Source organism: Phytoactinopolyspora halotolerans (assembly GCF_010550675.1).
In the GTDB taxonomy this organism is placed as follows: Bacteria; Actinomycetota; Actinomycetes; order Jiangellales; family Jiangellaceae; genus Phytoactinopolyspora; species Phytoactinopolyspora halotolerans.
The window spans coordinates 1-16,380 of record NZ_JAAGOA010000033.1; the positions used below are offsets into that span (position 1 = coordinate 1).

At 68.1% G+C, this 16,380-nt stretch carries 17 protein-coding genes; 8 read left to right on the forward strand and 9 right to left on the reverse strand.

Annotation, left to right across the window (positions count from 1 at the left end):
- Positions 1-151: 151 nt before the first annotated feature.
- Positions 152-1,219 (reverse strand): aldo/keto reductase, encoded by a 1,068-nt coding sequence (locus tag G1H10_RS29650; protein ID WP_163744798.1) that lies wholly within the window; start codon positions 1,217-1,219, stop codon positions 152-154.
- 166 nt (positions 1,220-1,385) lie between these two features.
- Between G1H10_RS29650 and G1H10_RS29655 the strand changes: the two genes are divergently transcribed.
- Positions 1,386-2,246: a helix-turn-helix transcriptional regulator gene (locus G1H10_RS29655; protein WP_163744800.1), complete on the forward strand. Its 861-nt coding sequence runs from the start codon at positions 1,386-1,388 to the stop codon at positions 2,244-2,246.
- 120 nt (positions 2,247-2,366) lie between these two features.
- Here the strand turns inward: G1H10_RS29655 and G1H10_RS29660 are convergent, their stop codons facing one another.
- Positions 2,367-3,470: a TIGR04222 domain-containing membrane protein gene (locus tag G1H10_RS29660; protein ID WP_163744801.1), complete on the reverse strand. Its 1,104-nt coding sequence runs from the start codon at positions 3,468-3,470 to the stop codon at positions 2,367-2,369.
- Positions 3,471-3,693: 223 nt separating this feature from the next.
- Here G1H10_RS29660 and G1H10_RS29665 point away from each other — a divergent pair, with 223 nt between their 5' ends.
- The 3 genes from G1H10_RS29665 to argG all read left to right on the forward strand — a co-directional run bounded on the left by G1H10_RS29665 (position 3,694) and on the right by argG (position 7,553).
- Complete coding sequence (locus G1H10_RS29665; RefSeq protein WP_216853795.1) at positions 3,694-4,281, forward strand: PadR family transcriptional regulator; 588 nt, start codon at positions 3,694-3,696, stop codon at positions 4,279-4,281.
- On the forward strand, positions 4,278-6,038 hold the full coding sequence (locus G1H10_RS29670; RefSeq protein ID WP_163744805.1) for a sulfatase: 1,761 nt from the start codon (positions 4,278-4,280) through the stop codon (positions 6,036-6,038). Before G1H10_RS29665 ends, G1H10_RS29670 begins: the two co-directional genes overlap by 4 nt.
- A gap of 69 nt (positions 6,039-6,107) precedes the next feature.
- Entirely contained in the window at positions 6,108-7,553 is a 1,446-nt protein-coding gene (gene argG / locus G1H10_RS29675; protein WP_163744807.1) for an argininosuccinate synthase, read from the forward strand.
- A 65-nt stretch (positions 7,554-7,618) separates the two neighbouring features.
- Here the strand turns inward: argG and G1H10_RS29680 are convergent, their stop codons facing one another.
- The 3 genes from G1H10_RS29680 to G1H10_RS29690 all read right to left on the reverse strand — a co-directional run bounded on the left by G1H10_RS29680 (position 7,619) and on the right by G1H10_RS29690 (position 9,942).
- The gene (locus G1H10_RS29680) at positions 7,619-8,239 is read right to left on the reverse strand and encodes an FMN reductase (protein WP_163744809.1); all 621 of its coding nucleotides are present in this window, start codon (positions 8,237-8,239) and stop codon (positions 7,619-7,621) included.
- Positions 8,232-9,359 carry an LLM class flavin-dependent oxidoreductase gene (locus G1H10_RS29685; RefSeq protein WP_163744811.1) on the reverse strand — a complete coding sequence of 376 codons (1,128 nt, stop codon included), beginning with the start codon at positions 9,357-9,359 and terminating at the stop codon, positions 8,232-8,234. Before G1H10_RS29685 ends, G1H10_RS29680 begins: the two co-directional genes overlap by 8 nt.
- Before the next feature lie 73 nt (positions 9,360-9,432).
- Entirely contained in the window at positions 9,433-9,942 is a 510-nt protein-coding gene (locus G1H10_RS29690; protein WP_163744813.1) for a MarR family winged helix-turn-helix transcriptional regulator, read from the reverse strand.
- A gap of 356 nt (positions 9,943-10,298) precedes the next feature.
- On the opposite strand from G1H10_RS29690, the gene G1H10_RS29695 reads away from it, so the two are divergent.
- Positions 10,299-10,487: a hypothetical protein gene (locus G1H10_RS29695; RefSeq protein WP_163744815.1), complete on the forward strand. Its 189-nt coding sequence runs from the start codon at positions 10,299-10,301 to the stop codon at positions 10,485-10,487.
- A 90-nt stretch (positions 10,488-10,577) separates the two neighbouring features.
- On the opposite strand, the gene G1H10_RS29700 is transcribed toward G1H10_RS29695, so the two are convergent.
- Entirely contained in the window at positions 10,578-11,486 is a 909-nt protein-coding gene (locus tag G1H10_RS29700) for an alpha/beta fold hydrolase (RefSeq protein ID WP_163744899.1), read from the reverse strand.
- 155 nt (positions 11,487-11,641) lie between these two features.
- Here G1H10_RS29700 and G1H10_RS29705 point away from each other — a divergent pair, with 155 nt between their 5' ends.
- Together G1H10_RS29705 and G1H10_RS29710 are read left to right on the forward strand one after the other, a co-directional pair.
- Positions 11,642-12,499: an LLM class flavin-dependent oxidoreductase gene (locus G1H10_RS29705; RefSeq protein WP_163744817.1), complete on the forward strand. Its 858-nt coding sequence runs from the start codon at positions 11,642-11,644 to the stop codon at positions 12,497-12,499.
- A 73-nt stretch (positions 12,500-12,572) separates the two neighbouring features.
- Positions 12,573-13,844: an acyltransferase family protein gene (locus G1H10_RS29710; RefSeq protein WP_216853797.1), complete on the forward strand. Its 1,272-nt coding sequence runs from the start codon at positions 12,573-12,575 to the stop codon at positions 13,842-13,844.
- 253 nt (positions 13,845-14,097) lie between these two features.
- Here the strand turns inward: G1H10_RS29710 and G1H10_RS29715 are convergent, their stop codons facing one another.
- Positions 14,098-14,547 (reverse strand): MarR family winged helix-turn-helix transcriptional regulator, encoded by a 450-nt coding sequence (locus G1H10_RS29715; RefSeq protein ID WP_163744819.1) that lies wholly within the window; start codon positions 14,545-14,547, stop codon positions 14,098-14,100.
- A gap of 51 nt (positions 14,548-14,598) precedes the next feature.
- On the opposite strand from G1H10_RS29715, the gene G1H10_RS29720 reads away from it, so the two are divergent.
- Positions 14,599-15,231 carry a TIGR03086 family metal-binding protein gene (locus tag G1H10_RS29720; RefSeq protein ID WP_163744821.1) on the forward strand — a complete coding sequence of 211 codons (633 nt, stop codon included), beginning with the start codon at positions 14,599-14,601 and terminating at the stop codon, positions 15,229-15,231.
- 74 nt (positions 15,232-15,305) lie between these two features.
- Here the strand turns inward: G1H10_RS29720 and G1H10_RS29725 are convergent, their stop codons facing one another.
- Together G1H10_RS29725 and G1H10_RS29730 are read right to left on the reverse strand one after the other, a co-directional pair.
- Positions 15,306-16,040 (reverse strand): YwaF family protein, encoded by a 735-nt coding sequence (locus G1H10_RS29725; RefSeq protein WP_163744823.1) that lies wholly within the window; start codon positions 16,038-16,040, stop codon positions 15,306-15,308.
- Positions 16,041-16,115: 75 nt separating this feature from the next.
- Positions 16,116-16,373 carry a hypothetical protein gene (locus G1H10_RS29730; protein ID WP_163744825.1) on the reverse strand — a complete coding sequence of 86 codons (258 nt, stop codon included), beginning with the start codon at positions 16,371-16,373 and terminating at the stop codon, positions 16,116-16,118.
- Between the last annotated feature and the right edge of the window lie 7 nt (positions 16,374-16,380).

Consider the following 16,380-nt stretch of genomic DNA (forward strand, 5'->3'; position numbering starts at 1 on the left):
GGGTGCAGCGTTTCACCAGCCCCACCGGACGCCAACACACCGTCAAACTACCCGGACTCGCACCCCCAGCACCCGAACCCGACCCACCACCCACCGACACACCACCCGAACCCGACGACCCGCCGTTCTAGGGTACGGAGTTGGAGGTTGGCTAGCCGGCGATCGTGACGTCGCCGAACATGACCGCGCGCGTCATCGGCCGGGCGAGGAAGTCGTGCGGGAAACCGAGTTCGATCGCACTGGCCTTCTCCAGCCGTACCCGCTGGTCGTGGTTGAAGTGCACGTCCAGCGCACCTAGGTTGTCCTCGAACTGGGCCAACGTGCGTGCCCCGATGATCGGCGCGGTCACGGCGGGGTGCAGCATGGTCCACGCCAGCGCGACCTGAGACGGTGTGTGGCCCATCTCGCCCGCGACGTCCTTGACCACGTCGGCGATCGAGAGGCCGCGCTCAGTCAGTGCTCCGTTGGCGGCCGCGACGTTCTTACGGGTTCCTTCGGCACCGGCCGAACCCGATCCGGTATCCAGATCGGTCCGGGTGTACTTGCCGGTCAGCACGCCACTTGCCAGCGGCGACCACGGGATGACGCCGAGCCCCATCTCCCGCGCCATCGGGATCAGGTCGCGCTCGACCGTCCGTTCGATCAGGCTGTACTCGATCTGCAAGGCCACCAGGGGCGACCAGCCGCGAAGGTCCGCGATGGTCTGCATCCGCGACACCTGCCAGGCCGGAGCATCCGAGATCCCGGCGTACACCACCTTTCCTGCCGCGACCAGATCGTCCATGGCGCGCAGGATCTCCTCGACCGGGGTCATACCGTCCCAGGCGTGCAGGTACAGCAGATCGATGTAGTCGGTGCCGAGGCGACGCAGGCTCGCCTCCACCGAGCGGACCATGTTCTTGCGATGGTTGCCGCCGGCGTTCGGGTCCCGTTCCCGCATGGCACAGGTGTACTTGGTCGCGATCACCAAACGCTCGCGCTTGTCGGCGGCGAACTCACCCAGCAGTTGCTCGGACGTGCCGTTCGTGTAGACGTTGGCCGTATCGATGAAGTTGCCGCCGCGATCGACGTAGGCGTCGAAGATCCGGCGCGATTCGTCCTTGTCGGCTCCCCACCCCCAGTCGGTGCCGAACGTCATGGTCCCCAGTGCCAACGGCGACACACGCAGGCCGGAACGGCCCAGCAGCCGATAGGTATCCAGGGAAACGGATTGCGTCACGGTGTTCTCCTCATCGTCTGCAGCGGCGTCCGCTACTCCCGGCGGGTCCGCCGCCGCTGCCGGACGACCCGCTCGACTCGAGGATCGCCAGTCGGCCACCCGCCGATAAGGGAAGGCTCTTCCTGGGATTGGCAGTCCCACGACGTGGCCGCCGTAGAATCCGGACGTGAGCACCACCGTCGACCTGAGTCGGGAACTGGCGGCGTTCCTGCGAAGCCGTCGAGAGCGGTTGACGCCGGCGGACACCGTCCTCCCCCGTCACCGGCGCGCCCGTCGTACGCCCGGGCTGCGCCGCGAGGAAGTGGCCGAGCTGGCCGGGGTCAGCGTGGACTACGTGGTCCGCCTGGAGCAGGCTCGCGGCCTGCGGCCCTCACCCGAGGTGTTGGATGCGCTCGCCGACGCTCTGCAGCTCGACGACGACGAGCGCACGTACCTGTTCGACCTGGCACAGCAGCGTCCCGGTCCCCGCCGCCGGCAGCCGCGCCCGCCGGAGCCCGCCGCCGGGCCGTTGGCGCGGATGGCACATGACCTGTCGCCGCTGCCGGCCATGGTGCTCAACCACCGGCTGGACATCGTCGCCTGGAATCCACAGATGCCGCGGCTGATGGGGCTGGACTTCGACGCGATACCCGGGCCGCAGCGGAACGCGATCTGGCTATGCATCCACCACCCCACCATGCGGGACTTCTACGTCGATCGGGAACAGATCATCCGCGAGGGCATCGCGGACCTGCGCGCCGCTTGGGCGTCCCGGCCCGATGACACCGGGCTTGCCGCGCTGATCGAGGAGCTGAGTGCGGACCACCCCGACTTCGCCCGGTTCTGGGACGAGCGTGACGTCCGCGTGAACGCGCACGGCCGCAAACGCGTGCGGCATCCGGTCGCCGGTCTGATCGAGATCGAGTTCGACGTGTTGACGCCCCTGCACGACCACGATCAGCGCCTCGTCGTCTACCGCGCCGCCGACACCGCCTCGCAGGCCGCACTCGCCACCGCCATCAGCAGTCCGGACGGCCAGAACGGCTAAGGCCCGGATCCTCCGCCGCCGCCACCGCCGTCTCCGCCGCCTGCGTCCCCTCCCCCGAGGCCGCCCGCGCCGCCATGGCCGCCGGCATCTCCGAAGCCTCCGAAGCCTCCGACTCCGCCGTCACAGCCGAACGCTCCCCCGGCACCGCCATCGCCGTGCTCGCCGGACATCTGCCCCCCCTGTAAGACCACATGCGGCAGCGAATGCGCCCAGCTCAGCCACATCGGGATGGTCGGCGCCGAGAGCGGGTTCACCGGCGGAGCGGCGGCCGCCTCCCACCGAGACGTGAAGCATGCTCAGCCCGTACAGGGCTACCAGCAACAACGCGTCTCTGCGGCCGGCGCCCGTCCGCTCACCTATGTGCGAGCGCGTGGCGGCCAGCAACGCGTCACCGGCCGGGCTGCGTGCGCCGAGCGACCGACGGGTCGCCCGATGAATGCTGTAGGTGCCGAGCCACACGGCGCCGAAGATCAACCCGGCGACACTCACCCACACGGGCACGTCAGGAACCACCAAGTACGCGGCGGCGACAGCCGATACCGCGATGACGACAGCGGGCACGCCGGACCAGCGCAGCGCCAGGATCAACACCGGCATGGTGAGGAGGAAGAGCGGCACCCCGATGTACAAGGGCAGGCCCGCTTCGACGAGGTCGGCCGTCACCAGCATCACGGAGAACAGCGTCATTGCCGCCAGTGGGAACACTGTGACGCTCTGGACTCCGGCGGCGCCGGTGCGCCAGCGTTCTAGCCGGCGAAGCTGCTTGGCCGGAAGCAGTAGGCCTGCGCCACGCAGCCGAGCCAGGGTGGACCTCGTCCACGTTTCCTCTCTGGCCGTCGCCGCCATCACATCGGCGGGATACCGGAACCCCCGCGAGCCCACCGCCTTGATCGCGGCGGCCACGGCCGCGTTGTCCGCATCGGCGTGGCCACGCGGGTCCGAACCGGCGGTCGCCTCGAGCCGTGCCTGTGTGAGATAGCGTCGGCCGCGTCGTCGTACCCGAAACAGTCCATCCAGGTAGAGCTTGGCCAGAACCACCTCGCCGAGCCGGCGCTTGCCGCCGGCCAGCAGGGCCATCTCGTACGGATCCCATACGTCAGGGTCTGCGACGCGGGAGACGTCCTGCGTGGCGGGGGCGGCTGAACGCAGGCGTCGCGCCTTGTGCCCTGTGACGACGTAGACCGCCGCGAACAAGGCGAACAGGACACCAAGGATTGCAGACACGACGACAACCATCGACGTGCTCACATCCGTCTACGCATGGTGAAGATCAACAACAACGGCAACCCTAACCTGCCATCTGCAGTCACTTCGAGAGCCTCGCCCCAGACGCCCACGCTCAATGGCCCGGCGAACGGTGCGCGCCGGACCGAATCATTGACACTACTATGCCATTTGTGTCATGGTCTCGGCATTCCACAAGTGGCATAGGCGAGGCGGTGCGGCTGTGGCGGCGAAGCTCGAGATGATCCTGCTGGGCGTGCTCCTGCGCAAACCCAGCACCGGCTACGACCTGAAGAAGTTCATGGACTCGCATGGCCGGTTCATGCGGTCGAACACGCAGATGAGCCAGGTCTACGCATCGCTCGGGAAGATGGAGGACCGCGGCTGGGTCGACCACGCCGTCGAACCCCGCGCCGGCGCCCAGGATGCCAAGCTGTACAGCGTGACGCCCGAAGGTGAGACAGTCTTCCTTGATTGGCTCACCGGCCCCTACGCCATCACCAGCCGCTTTCAAGACTCCGACCTGTTCACCCGGCTCAGCTTCGCCGGCTTCATGAGCACCGACGACGTGCTCCGGCTCCTGGACGCCGAGATCGAGGCTCGCCAGGCGCAGGTCGCCCGGTACCGCAACCGGGATCGCAGCACACCCGTCGCTACGTCGTTGCCGTTCGACGCCGAGCTGTCGGACCTGGTCGCCGAGTGGTCGCACCGCACCGGTGCCGCCGCCGTCGATGCGCACATCGCCGCCTGTATCGAACTGCGCCGCGAGCTCGCGGCGCGCACCGCACACACTCAGGGAGCGACCCGATGAGAGCGATCGTGTTGATGTTCGACAGCCTCAACCGGCACATGCTGCCGCCGTACGGGGAGACGTTCGTCGACGCGCCGAACTTCGCCCGCCTGGCGGAACGGGCGGTCACATTCGACAACTTCTACGCCGGGTCGATGCCGTGCATTCCGGCGCGCCGGGAGATGCACACCGGGAGGTACAACTTCCTGCACCGCAGCTGGGGCCCGTTGGAGCCGTTCGACGACTCGGCACCGCAACTGCTGGGCGAGGCGGGCGTGCACACCCACCTGGTGTCGGACCACCCGCATTACTGGGAGGACGGCGGCGCGACGTATCACACGCGGTTCACCACCTGGGAGTTCATGCGCGGGCAGGAAGGCGACCCGTGGAAGGGCGTCGTCGAACCCGGGACCAGCGCACCCGGCATCCACCGGATGCGCCGGCAGGACCAGATCAACCGCCGCTACATGCGCACCGAAGCGGAACACTCGCAGACCCGCACGGTGGACGCGGGCATGGAATTCCTTCAGACCAACGTCGGCGCGGACCGCTGGATGCTGCAGATCGAGCTGTTCGACCCGCACGAGCCGTTCTTCAGCCACCAGACATACAAAGACCGCTACCCGCACAGCTACGACGGACCGGAGTTCGACTGGCCGGCGTATCGGAAAGTGTACGAGCCGGACGATCAGGTCAAGCATGCGCAGATGGAGTACGCCGCCCTGGTGTCGATGTGCGACCACTCGCTGGGCCGGGTCCTGGACTTCATGGATGCCCATGACATGTGGGACGACACCATGTTGATCGTCAACACCGACCACGGTTTCCTGCTCGGTGAGCACGGGTGGTGGGCCAAGGGTGTGCAGCCGTGGTTCAACGAGCTGGTTCATCTGCCGTTCTTCGCCTGGGACCCGCGCTGCGGTGAGCGCGGCACCCGGCGTGCGGCGTTGACCCAGACCATCGACATCGCCCCGACGATCCTCGCCTTCTTCGGTGTCGATCCGGCGCCGGACATGCAGGGGCAGGATCTGGCCCGGGTGCTCGCCGACGACGGGCCGGTGCGCGACGGCGCCCTGTTCGGAGTCCACGGCGGGCACGTGAACGTCACCGACGGCCGGTACGTGTACATGCGCGCCTCGGACGACGAGCGCAACCTCCCGCTGGAGGAGTACACCCTGATGCCGACCCATATGCGCACGCGGTTCGGAATCGACGAACTCACCGCCTGGGAGCCGGCCGAGCCGTTCGGTTTCACCAAGGGCGTGCGGACCATGCGCATGCCGGCGACGTCGCGCTGGATGAACCCGTGGCGGCACGGCACCCTGCTGTTCGACCTGGAGTCCGACCCGGGACAGGAACGGCCGATCGCCGACGACGACGTCGAGCTGCGCATGTTACGGCTGCTCACCGGCCTGATGCGGGAGAACGACGCCCCGGCCAGCCAATTCCGGCGGCTCGGTATCCCCGCCGACGGCGAGGCGGGACCCGATCATCTGCACGTGCGTTCCCACCGTGCCCGCGCTGACGCCCTGGCGGAGCCGCTCCCCGTACTCAGCGGCCTGGCCGCCCGGGACCTGCTCGAGCGCCCGTTGGCCGAGCTGCTGCAGGATCCGGCCGCGCGGCACGCCGTCGAACGGCATGCCCCGGAGCTGGTGCAGACCGAGTTGATTGCCGTCCCGGCGTCGGCCAGTCTGCTCGACCTCGCCGCACGGGCGGCTATCCCCGCCGGCATGTTGCGCCGGCTGGACTCCGATCTCGCCACGCTGCCGGTTTCCTGACCAAGCTGCGCTACACGGCCGCCCCGAGCCACGTTGCATAGCCATGCAGACTCGTGCATACTTTTGTCTGTGTCTAAGGTGATCACCTCGGTGCCCGTCGGCGAACGGGTCGGCATCGCGTTCTCCGGAGGTCTCGATACGTCTGTGGCAGTCGCGTGGATGCGCGACAAGGGCGCCGTGCCGTGCACGTACACCGCCGACCTCGGACAGTACGACGAAGACGACATCGAGTCGATCCCTGGGCGCGCCAAGCTGTACGGCGCCGAGATCTCCCGGCTGGTGGACTGCCGTGCCGCCTTGGTAGAGGAAGGGCTGGCGGCGCTCACCTGCGGAGCTTTCCACATCCGCTCCGGCGGCCGAGCGTACTTCAACACCACGCCGCTGGGCCGCGCGGTCACCGGCACCCTGCTGGTGCGCGCGATGCTCGCCGACGACGTTCAGATCTGGGGCGACGGCTCGACGTTCAAGGGCAACGACATCGAGCGCTTCTACCGCTACGGCCTGCTGGCCAACCCGAACCTGCGCATCTACAAGCCGTGGCTCGACCCGGCGTTCGTCAGCGAGCTCGGTGGCCGTAAAGAGATGAGCGCGTGGCTGCTCGAACATGGCCTGCCGTACCGGGACAGCGAAGAGAAGGCGTATTCGACCGACGCCAACATCTGGGGCGCCACGCACGAGGCGAAGACCCTGGAGCATCTCGACACCGGCGTCGAAACGGTCCAGCCGATCATGGGCGTGCGATTCTGGGACCCTGCAGTCGAGATCGCGCCGGAAGACGTCACCGTCGGTTTCGAGCGCGGACGCCCGGTGACGATCAACGGGACGGAGTTCGCATCGCCGGTCGACCTGGTCAAGCAGGCCAACGCGATCGGCGGCCGGCACGGCCTGGGTATGTCCGATCAGATCGAGAACCGGATCATCGAGGCCAAGAGCCGAGGTATCTACGAGGCGCCCGGCATGGCCCTGCTGCACGCGGCCTACGAGCGCCTCGTCAACGCGATCCACAACGAGGACACCATCGCGACGTACCACGCCGAAGGCCGGCGTCTGGGCCGGTTGATGTATGAAGGACGCTGGCTCGACCCGCAGGCGCTGATGCTGCGCGAATCGCTACAGCGCTGGGTGGGCACCGCCGTCACCGGTGAGGTCACCCTGCGACTACGCCGCGGCGAGGACTACTCCATCCTGAACACCACCGGCCCGGCGCTCAGCTACCACCCGGACAAGCTGTCGATGGAACGCACCGAGGACTCGGCGTTCGGCCCGTTGGACCGGATCGGCCAGCTGACGATGCGCAATCTCGACATCGCCGACTCGCGTGCCCGCCTCGAACAATACGCCGGGCTCGGCATGGTCGGGCCGACACACGCCGAGCTGATCGGGACTGCGGCAGCCCGGACCGAGCTGTTCGGTGAGCTTCCCCGGGGAGGCGCGGAGGCGATCGCCTCCCGCGGCGAAGTGGACGCGGACCAAGAAGCCCTGGATCGGGCCGCGATGGAGTCCGGCACCGACTAAGCCCGCGGCCTCATCCCCATGATCATGAACACTTACCGTTCACATAGCACGGTGAGTGTTCATGATCATGGGCGGAGCATCTGGTCGAGGCTCGGGACGTCGTCGTAGAGATCGGCCGGCCCGGTGCGGTCGGTCCGCATGATGCGCTCCGCCAGCTCACGGCCGGCGCGCTCGATCCGTTCGGGGAGCGGGTTCTCGGTGTCGCCGTCGCCGGCCCAGTCGTCCGTGGCGGCGAAGACCGTCGTGCTGACGGCGTCCGCATGCAGGTAGGCGAACAGCGGCCGCATCGCGTAGTCCAGCGCCAGCGAGTGCCGCGGCGTCCCACCGGTGGCCCCCAGCAGGACCGGCATGCCGGTCAGCGAGTCCGGCTCCAGCACGTCCATGAAGGACTTGAACAGCCCCGAGTACGACGTGCCGAACACCGGCGTCACCGCGATCAGCCCGCTAGCGTGCGTGACCTTCTCAAGTGCTTCCGGGAGCCCTCCGGCCGGGAAGCCGGTGAGCATCGCGTTCACGACGTCATGCGCGATCTCCCGCACCTCGACCGTCTCCGCCGTCGCGGTGACGCCGTGTGCGTCGAGGGCCGAGAGCGTCGCCTGCCCCAGCCGGTCGGCAAGCATCCGCGTCGACGACGGCTGCCGCAGGCCGGCGGACAGCGCCACGACCGAGACGTCACCGTCACGCATGGATCTCATCCCTCGCTTCGTTCTCGTTTCGGGTCTGCGCGTCCTCGAGCCGTGCCGCCGCCCGCTCAGCATGGCTGGGCGGGTTCGCCGGAACGTGCGCCGGGCGCTTGGTCTCCATCTCCTTGCGCAGCACCGGGACGACCTCCTCGGCGAGCATGTCGATCTGCTCCAGCACGGTCTTCAGGGGCAGCCCGGCGTGGTCGATCAGGAACAGTTGCCGCTGGTAGTCACCGACGTCGTCACGCATCGACGCGTACCGCTCGATCACTTGCTGCGGGCTGCCGACCGTCAGCGGCGTCGTCGCGGTGAACTCCTCCATCGACGGGCCGTGGCCGTAGACCGGGGCATTGTCGAAGTACGGGCGGAACTCGTTCCAGGCGTCTTGCGAGTTCTTCCGCATGAAGACCTGACCGCCCAGCCCGACGATGGCCTGATCCGCCCGCCCGTGGCCATAGTGCTCGAATCGCTGCCGGTAGAAGTTCACCATCTTCTTCGTGTGCGACATCGGCCAGAAGATGTTGTTGTGGAAGAACCCGTCGCCGTAATAGCCGGCCTGCTCCGCGATCTCCGGGCTGCGGATCGACCCGTGCCATACGTACGGCGGAACCCCGTCCAGCGGGCGCGGCGTCGCGGTGAAGCCCTGCAAGGGCGTGCGGAACCGGCCCTCCCAGTCGACGACGTCCTCCTCCCAGAGCCGACGCAGCAGCGCGTAGTTCTCGATGGCCAGCGGGATGCCCTGGCGGATGTCCTGACCGAACCACGGATAGACCGGGCCGGTGTTGCCGCGGCCGAGCATCAGGTCCATCCGCCCGTCGGAGATCACCTGGAGCATGGCGTAGTCCTCGGCGATCTTCACCGGGTCGTTCGTGGTGATCAGCGTGGTCGAGGTGGACAGCACGATATTCTCGGTGGCCGCGGCCAAGTAGCCCAGCAGAGTGGTGGGCGACGACGCGACGAACGGCGGGTTGTGGTGCTCCCCCGTCGCGAACACGTCCAACCCCGCCGCGTCCGCGTGCCGCGCGATCGTGAGCATCGACCGGACCCGCTCCGTGTCGTCGGGTGTTCTCCCGGTGGTCGGGTCGGTGGTCACATCGCTCACCGAAAAGATTCCGAACTGCATCCCTGTTGCCTCCTTGTCGGCTGCCGTCGCCATGGTAAACATCTTCTGCGCAAGAATATTCCTGAGAAGATGTTTACCCGTTGGCCGCCCGCAGCACCCGCATGGTCTCAGCCAGGTACGACAGCCGATCCGGGCCCAGTGGCGCCAGCACACGTTCACGCAGAATCGCCGCACAAGCCTTCCGGCCGGCCTCGGCCAGCTCCAGACCTCGCTCGGTCAAGGCCGCGTATGTGACGCGACGGTCGGTCTCGCACGGAACCCGCTCGATCAGTCCGGATGCCACCAGCCGATCGGCGACCTTGGTGAACCCACCGCTGCTCAGCGCCGCTTCCTTGGCCAGCTTGGTCATCGGCAGCCGGTGATCCGGCGATCGAAGCAGCCGGATGAGGATGTCGAAGGAACTCGGCGCCAGCCCGACCGCGTCGGCGATCTCTCCCATGACCCGATCATGCGTGGCGTGGTAGCCCTCGATCACCAGGCCCCACCAGGTCACCAGCTCATCGTCGTCGCATAGCTCCGCCACCGCCCGCGAGAGCCCGGCGGTGGCGGCCTCGACACGCTCGCTTCCTAGCGCAGTTTTCATGCCGTCCAGCATACGACAAACATTCGCGAGAGAATATCTTCGCCGGAAACAATCTGGTTCGATGGCGGGTCGCGTTCGACGTACTGGTCCGACATGGGGTACCCATCCATCGATAAGCGCTACGACCCATGCCGATCAGGCGGAGCACGTTTCCGGCGTAGATCCGTCGCCGCTCGTCGTCGCTGACATCGAGTTCGTCGATGACGCGGATCACCTCCCGCACGTACAGCGGCCCGCCGTCCGGGTCGAACGGGCAGTCACTGGCGAACAGGACCCGTTTGCGGATGTAGATCGGAGAGGTGCTCGGCGATAGTCGACGACGAGGTTGAACGACGCGTCAGCGGGTGTACTCCAGCGTGACCACGTCGGCGATCTCCAGTGCCGTCGCGCTGATCTCGCCGGCCAGCAGCGCCTGTGCGCGAACGTTCGGACCCGCCGATCACCAGGTATTCCAGTTCTCCGCCCGAACACTCGTCCGCCCCCAGGCCTTCACCATGGCGGTGGCGACGGCGCCTTCGCTGAATTCGACGACGTCGATCTCGTAGCCTTCCTCCCGGATGGCCTCCTCCGTGGATCGATGCGACTGAGAACACCCTATGCGGGATCGATCCCTTCGGTCGCATCACCGGGCAGGACTAGGGCGCCGGTACAGCCTCGCGGTCGGTCGTGAGCACCTCGCGCAACGTGGCGGCGAAGGCCTCCGGCTCACCGGTCATGCCGTACTCACCGCCGAGGAACCCGGCGTGGTTGCTGGGAAAGGTCACCGGTGCGATCCCCAGCCGCTCGGCCACCGCGACCCCGGCGCGGCAGGCCAGCTCGGCGCTGGACTCCGCGCCGGCACCGATGACGATCCGGGTCGACGCGGCGCGCAGCGCGTCGAAGTCGTGCTGGTAGTGCGTGCACGAGACGATGTTCTGACCGAGCAGCGGATCGTCGCGGGAGCCGTCATCCTCTGCCGGCAGCCCGAAGGTAGCCGGATCCGGGAACTCCTGAGCGCAGAAGTCGGCCGGAATCGGGCCCTGGTGGCCGACCAGCACGATGAACTTCGTCATCGCCGGGCCGAGGCCGCTTCGCAGATACGTCTCGTGGATGTCCACGGATGCGGCCAGCGCCTCCTCTCGATCCGGGAGCACCTGGGCGGCCGGCGGCTCATGCGCGACGAGAATGCGTACCTGCTCGGGATGGCGAGCGACCAGAGCCAACGCGTTGACCGCTCCCCCGCTGCTCGCGAAGACGTCGACCGGCCCGACGTCGAGTGCGGAGATCAGCCGGTGCAGGTCGTCGGCGTGCTCGTCGGGGGTGACCTCGGCCGCGTCGTCGGTTCGCCGGCTGCGCGCCGTGCCACGAGGGTCGTAGGTGACCACGGTCCGGTCGGTGAAGTGGCCGGCGAGCGTCCCGAATCCGGAGGCGTCCATCGGCGACCCGACGAGCAGCAGCGCGGGCGCGTCGCCGGCGTCGTTGTGGTTGCCGGCGTCGTTGGCGCGGATGTCGTAGTGCAGCACGGCGCCAGGAACGTCGAGGGTGTGGGTGGTCGGTTCGGTCATGATCGCTCCCAGCCAGTCGTCGTCGGTGGTGTCGTTCGTGTAGACCACGGTCACGCCGGGAACTCATCGGTGACGTCACGGTGAAGGCGCGCACGGCGGTTTCAACGACGCCGATTTCGGATATCCAGACGTGTACCTGTGCATGAGGAGGTCACGTGGACGCTGGTATCGGACTACCCAACGCCTTGCTCGACGTACGAGGGCCGGAGCTGGTCGACTGGGCCCGGAGAGCGGAAAACGCCGGATTCTCCGTGCTCGGCACCATCGGCCGGGTCGTGTATCCCAATCACGAGGAACTGGTCGCGTTGGCCGCCGCAGCCGGGGCGACAACGCGAATCAACCTGATGACGTCCGTGCTGGTCGCACCGCCACGCCAGGCTGTCCTGCTCGCCAAGCAGGCGGCGACGCTCGATGCCGTCTCCGGAGGGCGCTTCCGGCTGGGCCTGGGCATCGGCGGCCGCGACGACGACTGGCAGGTGCTGGGTGTCGAGCCGCGCAACCGCGGTGGCCGATTGGAGACGCTGATCACCGCCTGCCGCTCGGTCTGGGCCGGGGATACACCCGACGGAGCTGAGAGCCCGGTCGGCCCGCCGCCGACCGACCTCCCGATCGTCCTCGGCGGATACTCGGAACCGGCGTGGGAGCGGGCCGGTCGTCTGGCCGATGCTTTCATCGCCGGGCCGATGCCACCGGACGCCGTGGCCCACGCCTACCAGATCGTCAAGGAGAGCGCCGCCACCGCCGGCCGCGCGACGCCGAGGCTCTACGCCGCCCGGTACGTCGCACTCGGGGACGACGCGGCGGCCGAGGCGGACCGCAATGTCGAGAGCTACTACGGCTTCGGCGGGCAGGAATTGGTCGGCACGGTGCGCAATAGTGTGCTGAGCTCGGCGTCGCAACTCCGGGAGACCGCGGACGCCCTTGCCGAGGCCGGCACCGAGGAGGTCTGCTTCTGGCCGGCGTCGGCGCAACCCGACCAGGTGGACCGCGTCGCCGAGGCGGCACTCGGTTGAACTGAAGGCATTGTCACGCCAGCGGCCCCTGGGATAATACGCCGGTGGCTCGTGACAACGACCTCGCCGGTGGATGCCCGCCGAAGCCGCCGAGCGCAATGCGCGGCGGCGCACCATGACGGCAGGGCGTGCCGAGCGGACGGAGGCGCCGCTGCACGGGCGACGCCCGGAGCTCGACGCGCTGCGCGCCCTGGTCGTCCTCGGCCTGGTCTTCTTCCACGCGGCGCTGGTGTTCGACGCCGAGGACGACTTCTACGTGAAGAACGCCGACACCACCGAGGCCGTGACGATCATCGCCGGCTTCGCCGTCGTGTGGGCGATGCCGATGCTGTTCCTCATCTCAGGCCTGGGGGCGTGGTACTCGATCAGCCATCGTGGACCCGGCGGGTTCGTGAAGGAGCGTCTGCTCCGGCTTGGCGTCCCGCTGGCCTTCGCGTTCGTCGCGCTGCTCCCCATCGCGCCGTGGGTCCGGCAACGCGACGAGCCGGGCGGCGTCGACGGCTACCTGGCGTTCTGGCCGCGGTTCTTCGACGTCCACGTGGACCTGGGCGAATTGCCGTTCGTCCTGCAGGGCGACCACTTCGAGTCGGGCCACCTCTGGTTCGTCGTGCTGCTGCTGGTGTTCTCCCTCATGCTGACCGTGTCGGTGAGGTGGCTCCCCCTCGACGTCACCCGACGGATCGGCGATTCGGCCGCCGCATCCGCGGCCCGGCGCACGGGTGTGGTGTTGCTACCCGCGCTCGCGTTCGCTCTGCTCAGCGGCTGGGCTGGAATGGAGGACGACTACGCGGGCTGGAACCGCTGGGCGTACTTGCTGTTCTTCCTCTTCGGCTTTGCGCTCGCCGGTGACGAGCGGTTCCGTGCGGCGATGCGGCGCGACGCCGGGTTGGCTGCCGCGCTGGGCGGCGTGCTGTTCGTCGCCGTGCTGCCCGGAATGCTCCTCGCCGACGAGCCGTTCACCGACATGACGCCGCTGGCCATCAGCACCCGTGCCGCCTTCGGCGCCGCGGGGTGGTGCTGGGTCGTCGCCATCCTCGGCCTGCTCGACCGCCGTCGCACCCGGTCCGTGGCCGCTGCCCCGGACGGGCGACTCGGCGCGCCTCCGTCCGCCACCGGCCTGGGACGCCGTACGTATGCCTACCTCGCCACCGCATTGCTGCCGCTGTACATCCTGCATCAACCGATCGTCGTGGGGGTTGCCTCCGGGCTGGTCCGGATCGAGGCCCCTATCGTCGTCAAGTACATCGTGATCGTCGTGGCCTCTTACACGATCATGCTCGCGGTCTACGAGTTGTTCGTCCGCCGCTGGTGGGTCGCCCGTATCCTGTTCGGGATGCGGCCATGAGCCGCAAAGAGGCACCCGTCGGCCGGTCGGGATGCGGAGCGCCTCGGACAGATGCCCCATCACAGCGATGGTGAACTTTGCGGCCGCTGGACCGCCACTATGCCCTCTGTCTCGCGGCTCCGTCGCCTTGTCGGCGGGTGCCTGATACACAGCCTGCCGCACGGCACAACCGCACCACAGGGTCGACTGGCCTACCGTCGGGGACCGAAAGACCTCAGCCGATCGAACCCGTGAACCGGCCCGCCCGGGCCTTTCACCGGCCGAGGATGTCGCCTAGCGGTAAGTCATTGAATGTCATCAGGACCTCGAGGAACACCTTCCGCTGCGCAGGCGTCAGTTCGGCCAGGAGATCCTCCTCGGCCGCCTGGATGTCTGCCTGGGCCGCACGTCCCTTCTGCCGCCCGGCCTCGGTGATGGACAGCAGATGGACGCGGCGGTCGGCCGGGTCAGGCTCGCGCACGATATAGCCCACGTCCTGCAGCTCGTCCAAGGTGCTGATGATCCGCGTCTTGTCGGCACCGATGCTCTGGGCCAGCGCCGCCTGGCTGCGCGCCGGCTGACCGTCCAAGGCGCACAGGACCGAGTATCCCCACATCGAGATGTCATGCCGCGCGAGGATGGCCCGTTCCGCCGCGATCAGCGCCTGAAGCAGCGGATGCACCAATGCGGCCAGATCGGGGCGGCGTCCTGGCTGGTCCGGCATAGGTGCAAGATACCGCTGGCGCATCCGTACGCTTGCGCATATGATACGCATATGCTTACTAATTCTCGCGACAACGACGCAACGACCAGCCCAGATCTGGTCGAACTCGACGCGCAAGCGGTGCGACTCAGCCTCGCGCTTGCCGAGACGATCAGCCCCGGCGACCTCGACAAGCCCACGCCGTGTGTCGGGTGGACAGTGCACGGGCTCCTGGCACACATGGCAGCGGAGAACGACGGCTTCGCCGCCGCCTATGACGGCGACGCCGATCCGGCGCCCTGGAAGTGGGCGCCACAGGCCGCCGACCCGGTCGCCACCTATCAGCGTTCGGCGGAGCGGGTGCTGACGGCCTTCGCGACCCGCGACCTGCAGCGCATGATGCCGATGGTCACGTTCGGACCGGACGTCACCATCCCGGCCGAGCAGGCGATCAGCATGCACCTGATCGACTACGTGGTGCACTCCTGGGACCTCGCCCGCAGCCTGGAGCAGCCCTTGACGGTCGACGGGCCGCTGCTGGACAAGGCGTGGGAGGTCGCCCGGATGGTGCCGGAGGACGGCGCGGCGCGTACGGATCCCGGCGCACCCTTCGGGCCGCGGGTGTCGTGGCCGGACGAGCCGACCCTCGACGGCCTCGTCGCCTACCTGGGCCGCTCCCCCAGCTGGCCGGCCGCCACAGGCTGAACGGCCGGCCGACATCGCGGCGACCAAAAGTATCGGAAGGTTCTTATCGCTATGGCGACAAAACTGTTCCGACGTTAGGCGCCCGTCCCGCCCCGCGAGCTGGCTTTCGCGCGCAGAACCCACGGCACAGTGATCAGTGCCCACACGGAGGCGACGATGACCGTCTCGACCAGCAGGTACCACGGCCACGGGCCGAACCAGTCAAGAAGCGACGCCGTGTCCGGCTTGGCGTTGAGGAAGCCGTAGTTGGTGTCGACGATCGAGTTGAAGGTGAACACACTGACCGCCCACAACGCCGTCGCGGCGAGCGTCACCCGGTAGCGGCGCCAGTCCGGGGTGATGCCCAGCCCCCAGGTCAGATAGATCGCGGCCACCACGGTCAGCCCGTGCATCGCCCAGAACAGGAAGAACGGCAGCGCAGGGAAGTCTCGGTCCAGGCTGGGTGTGAAGATCGCCTGAGTGGTGAGGGTGAGTCCCCAGTAATACGTCAGGGCGCTCGCCCAGCGGGCGCGGGTCATCAGCGCGTACACCGCCGTCAACCAGGCTAGATCCGACAGCTGGATCGGCAGCGCCCCTTCGATGTTGAACCGTGGCGGCGTCAGGAACCAGATCTGCAGCGGCAAGGTGAGCGCCAGGAAGACGACCGCGAAGGTCATGCTCAGCCGGTCCGCGGCCGAGGTGCCGCGCAGCGCCCGGCCACGACGCAACAGCCACCATCCGACGACCACCAGCACCGCCAGTACAACCAGATGCGAGGCACCGTACGGTGTGAAAACGCCGGACGCTGCCCGTGTCGCTGCGTCGTGCATCGGCGCTCACCCGCCTCAGGTCGGCCGCGCCAGTGTCCTGACAGGGCATTAGACGTCGCGGTCCAGCCGCTCCTCTTAGGGCTCGGTCCGACGCTCCGACTCTTCGTACGGTTCGGAACCCAGCACCGTGTCGTCCGCCTCGTCCATGGGCAACTCGCTGCTGTACTCGCGGCCGGGGAGCCCACCGGTCTTCCCGGCGCGGGTGCCGGCTCTGGAACCAGGCCCCTGTGGACCGGGTTCCACGTCGACCTCGTCGCTGTGCGCCTGTTCGTGGCCGGTCTCGGCACCGTGGGCGTCGTCCGGTCCTGATTGGTTCGTCGGGCGTTCGTTCATGCCTGAC

Excerpts from the sequence above, each read along its gene's own strand:
- G1H10_RS29715 (WP_163744819.1), bottom strand. The coding sequence starts at position 14,547 with ATGCCGGACCAGCCAGGACGCCGCCCCGATCTGGCCGCATTGGTGCAT.
- G1H10_RS29720 (WP_163744821.1), top strand. The coding sequence starts at position 14,599 with ATGCTTACTAATTCTCGCGACAACGACGCAACGACCAGCCCAGATCTG.
- G1H10_RS29725 (WP_163744823.1), bottom strand. The coding sequence starts at position 16,040 with ATGCACGACGCAGCGACACGGGCAGCGTCCGGCGTTTTCACACCGTAC.
- G1H10_RS29690 (WP_163744813.1), bottom strand. The coding sequence starts at position 9,942 with ATGAAAACTGCGCTAGGAAGCGAGCGTGTCGAGGCCGCCACCGCCGGG.
- G1H10_RS29710 (WP_216853797.1), top strand. The coding sequence starts at position 12,573 with ATGCCCGCCGAAGCCGCCGAGCGCAATGCGCGGCGGCGCACCATGACG.
- G1H10_RS29670 (WP_163744805.1), top strand. The coding sequence starts at position 4,278 with ATGAGAGCGATCGTGTTGATGTTCGACAGCCTCAACCGGCACATGCTG.
- G1H10_RS29730 (WP_163744825.1), bottom strand. The coding sequence starts at position 16,373 with ATGAACGAACGCCCGACGAACCAATCAGGACCGGACGACGCCCACGGT.
- G1H10_RS29685 (WP_163744811.1), bottom strand. The coding sequence starts at position 9,359 with ATGCAGTTCGGAATCTTTTCGGTGAGCGATGTGACCACCGACCCGACC.
- G1H10_RS29680 (WP_163744809.1), bottom strand. The coding sequence starts at position 8,239 with ATGCGTGACGGTGACGTCTCGGTCGTGGCGCTGTCCGCCGGCCTGCGG.
- G1H10_RS29700 (WP_163744899.1), bottom strand. The coding sequence starts at position 11,486 with ATGACCGAACCGACCACCCACACCCTCGACGTTCCTGGCGCCGTGCTG.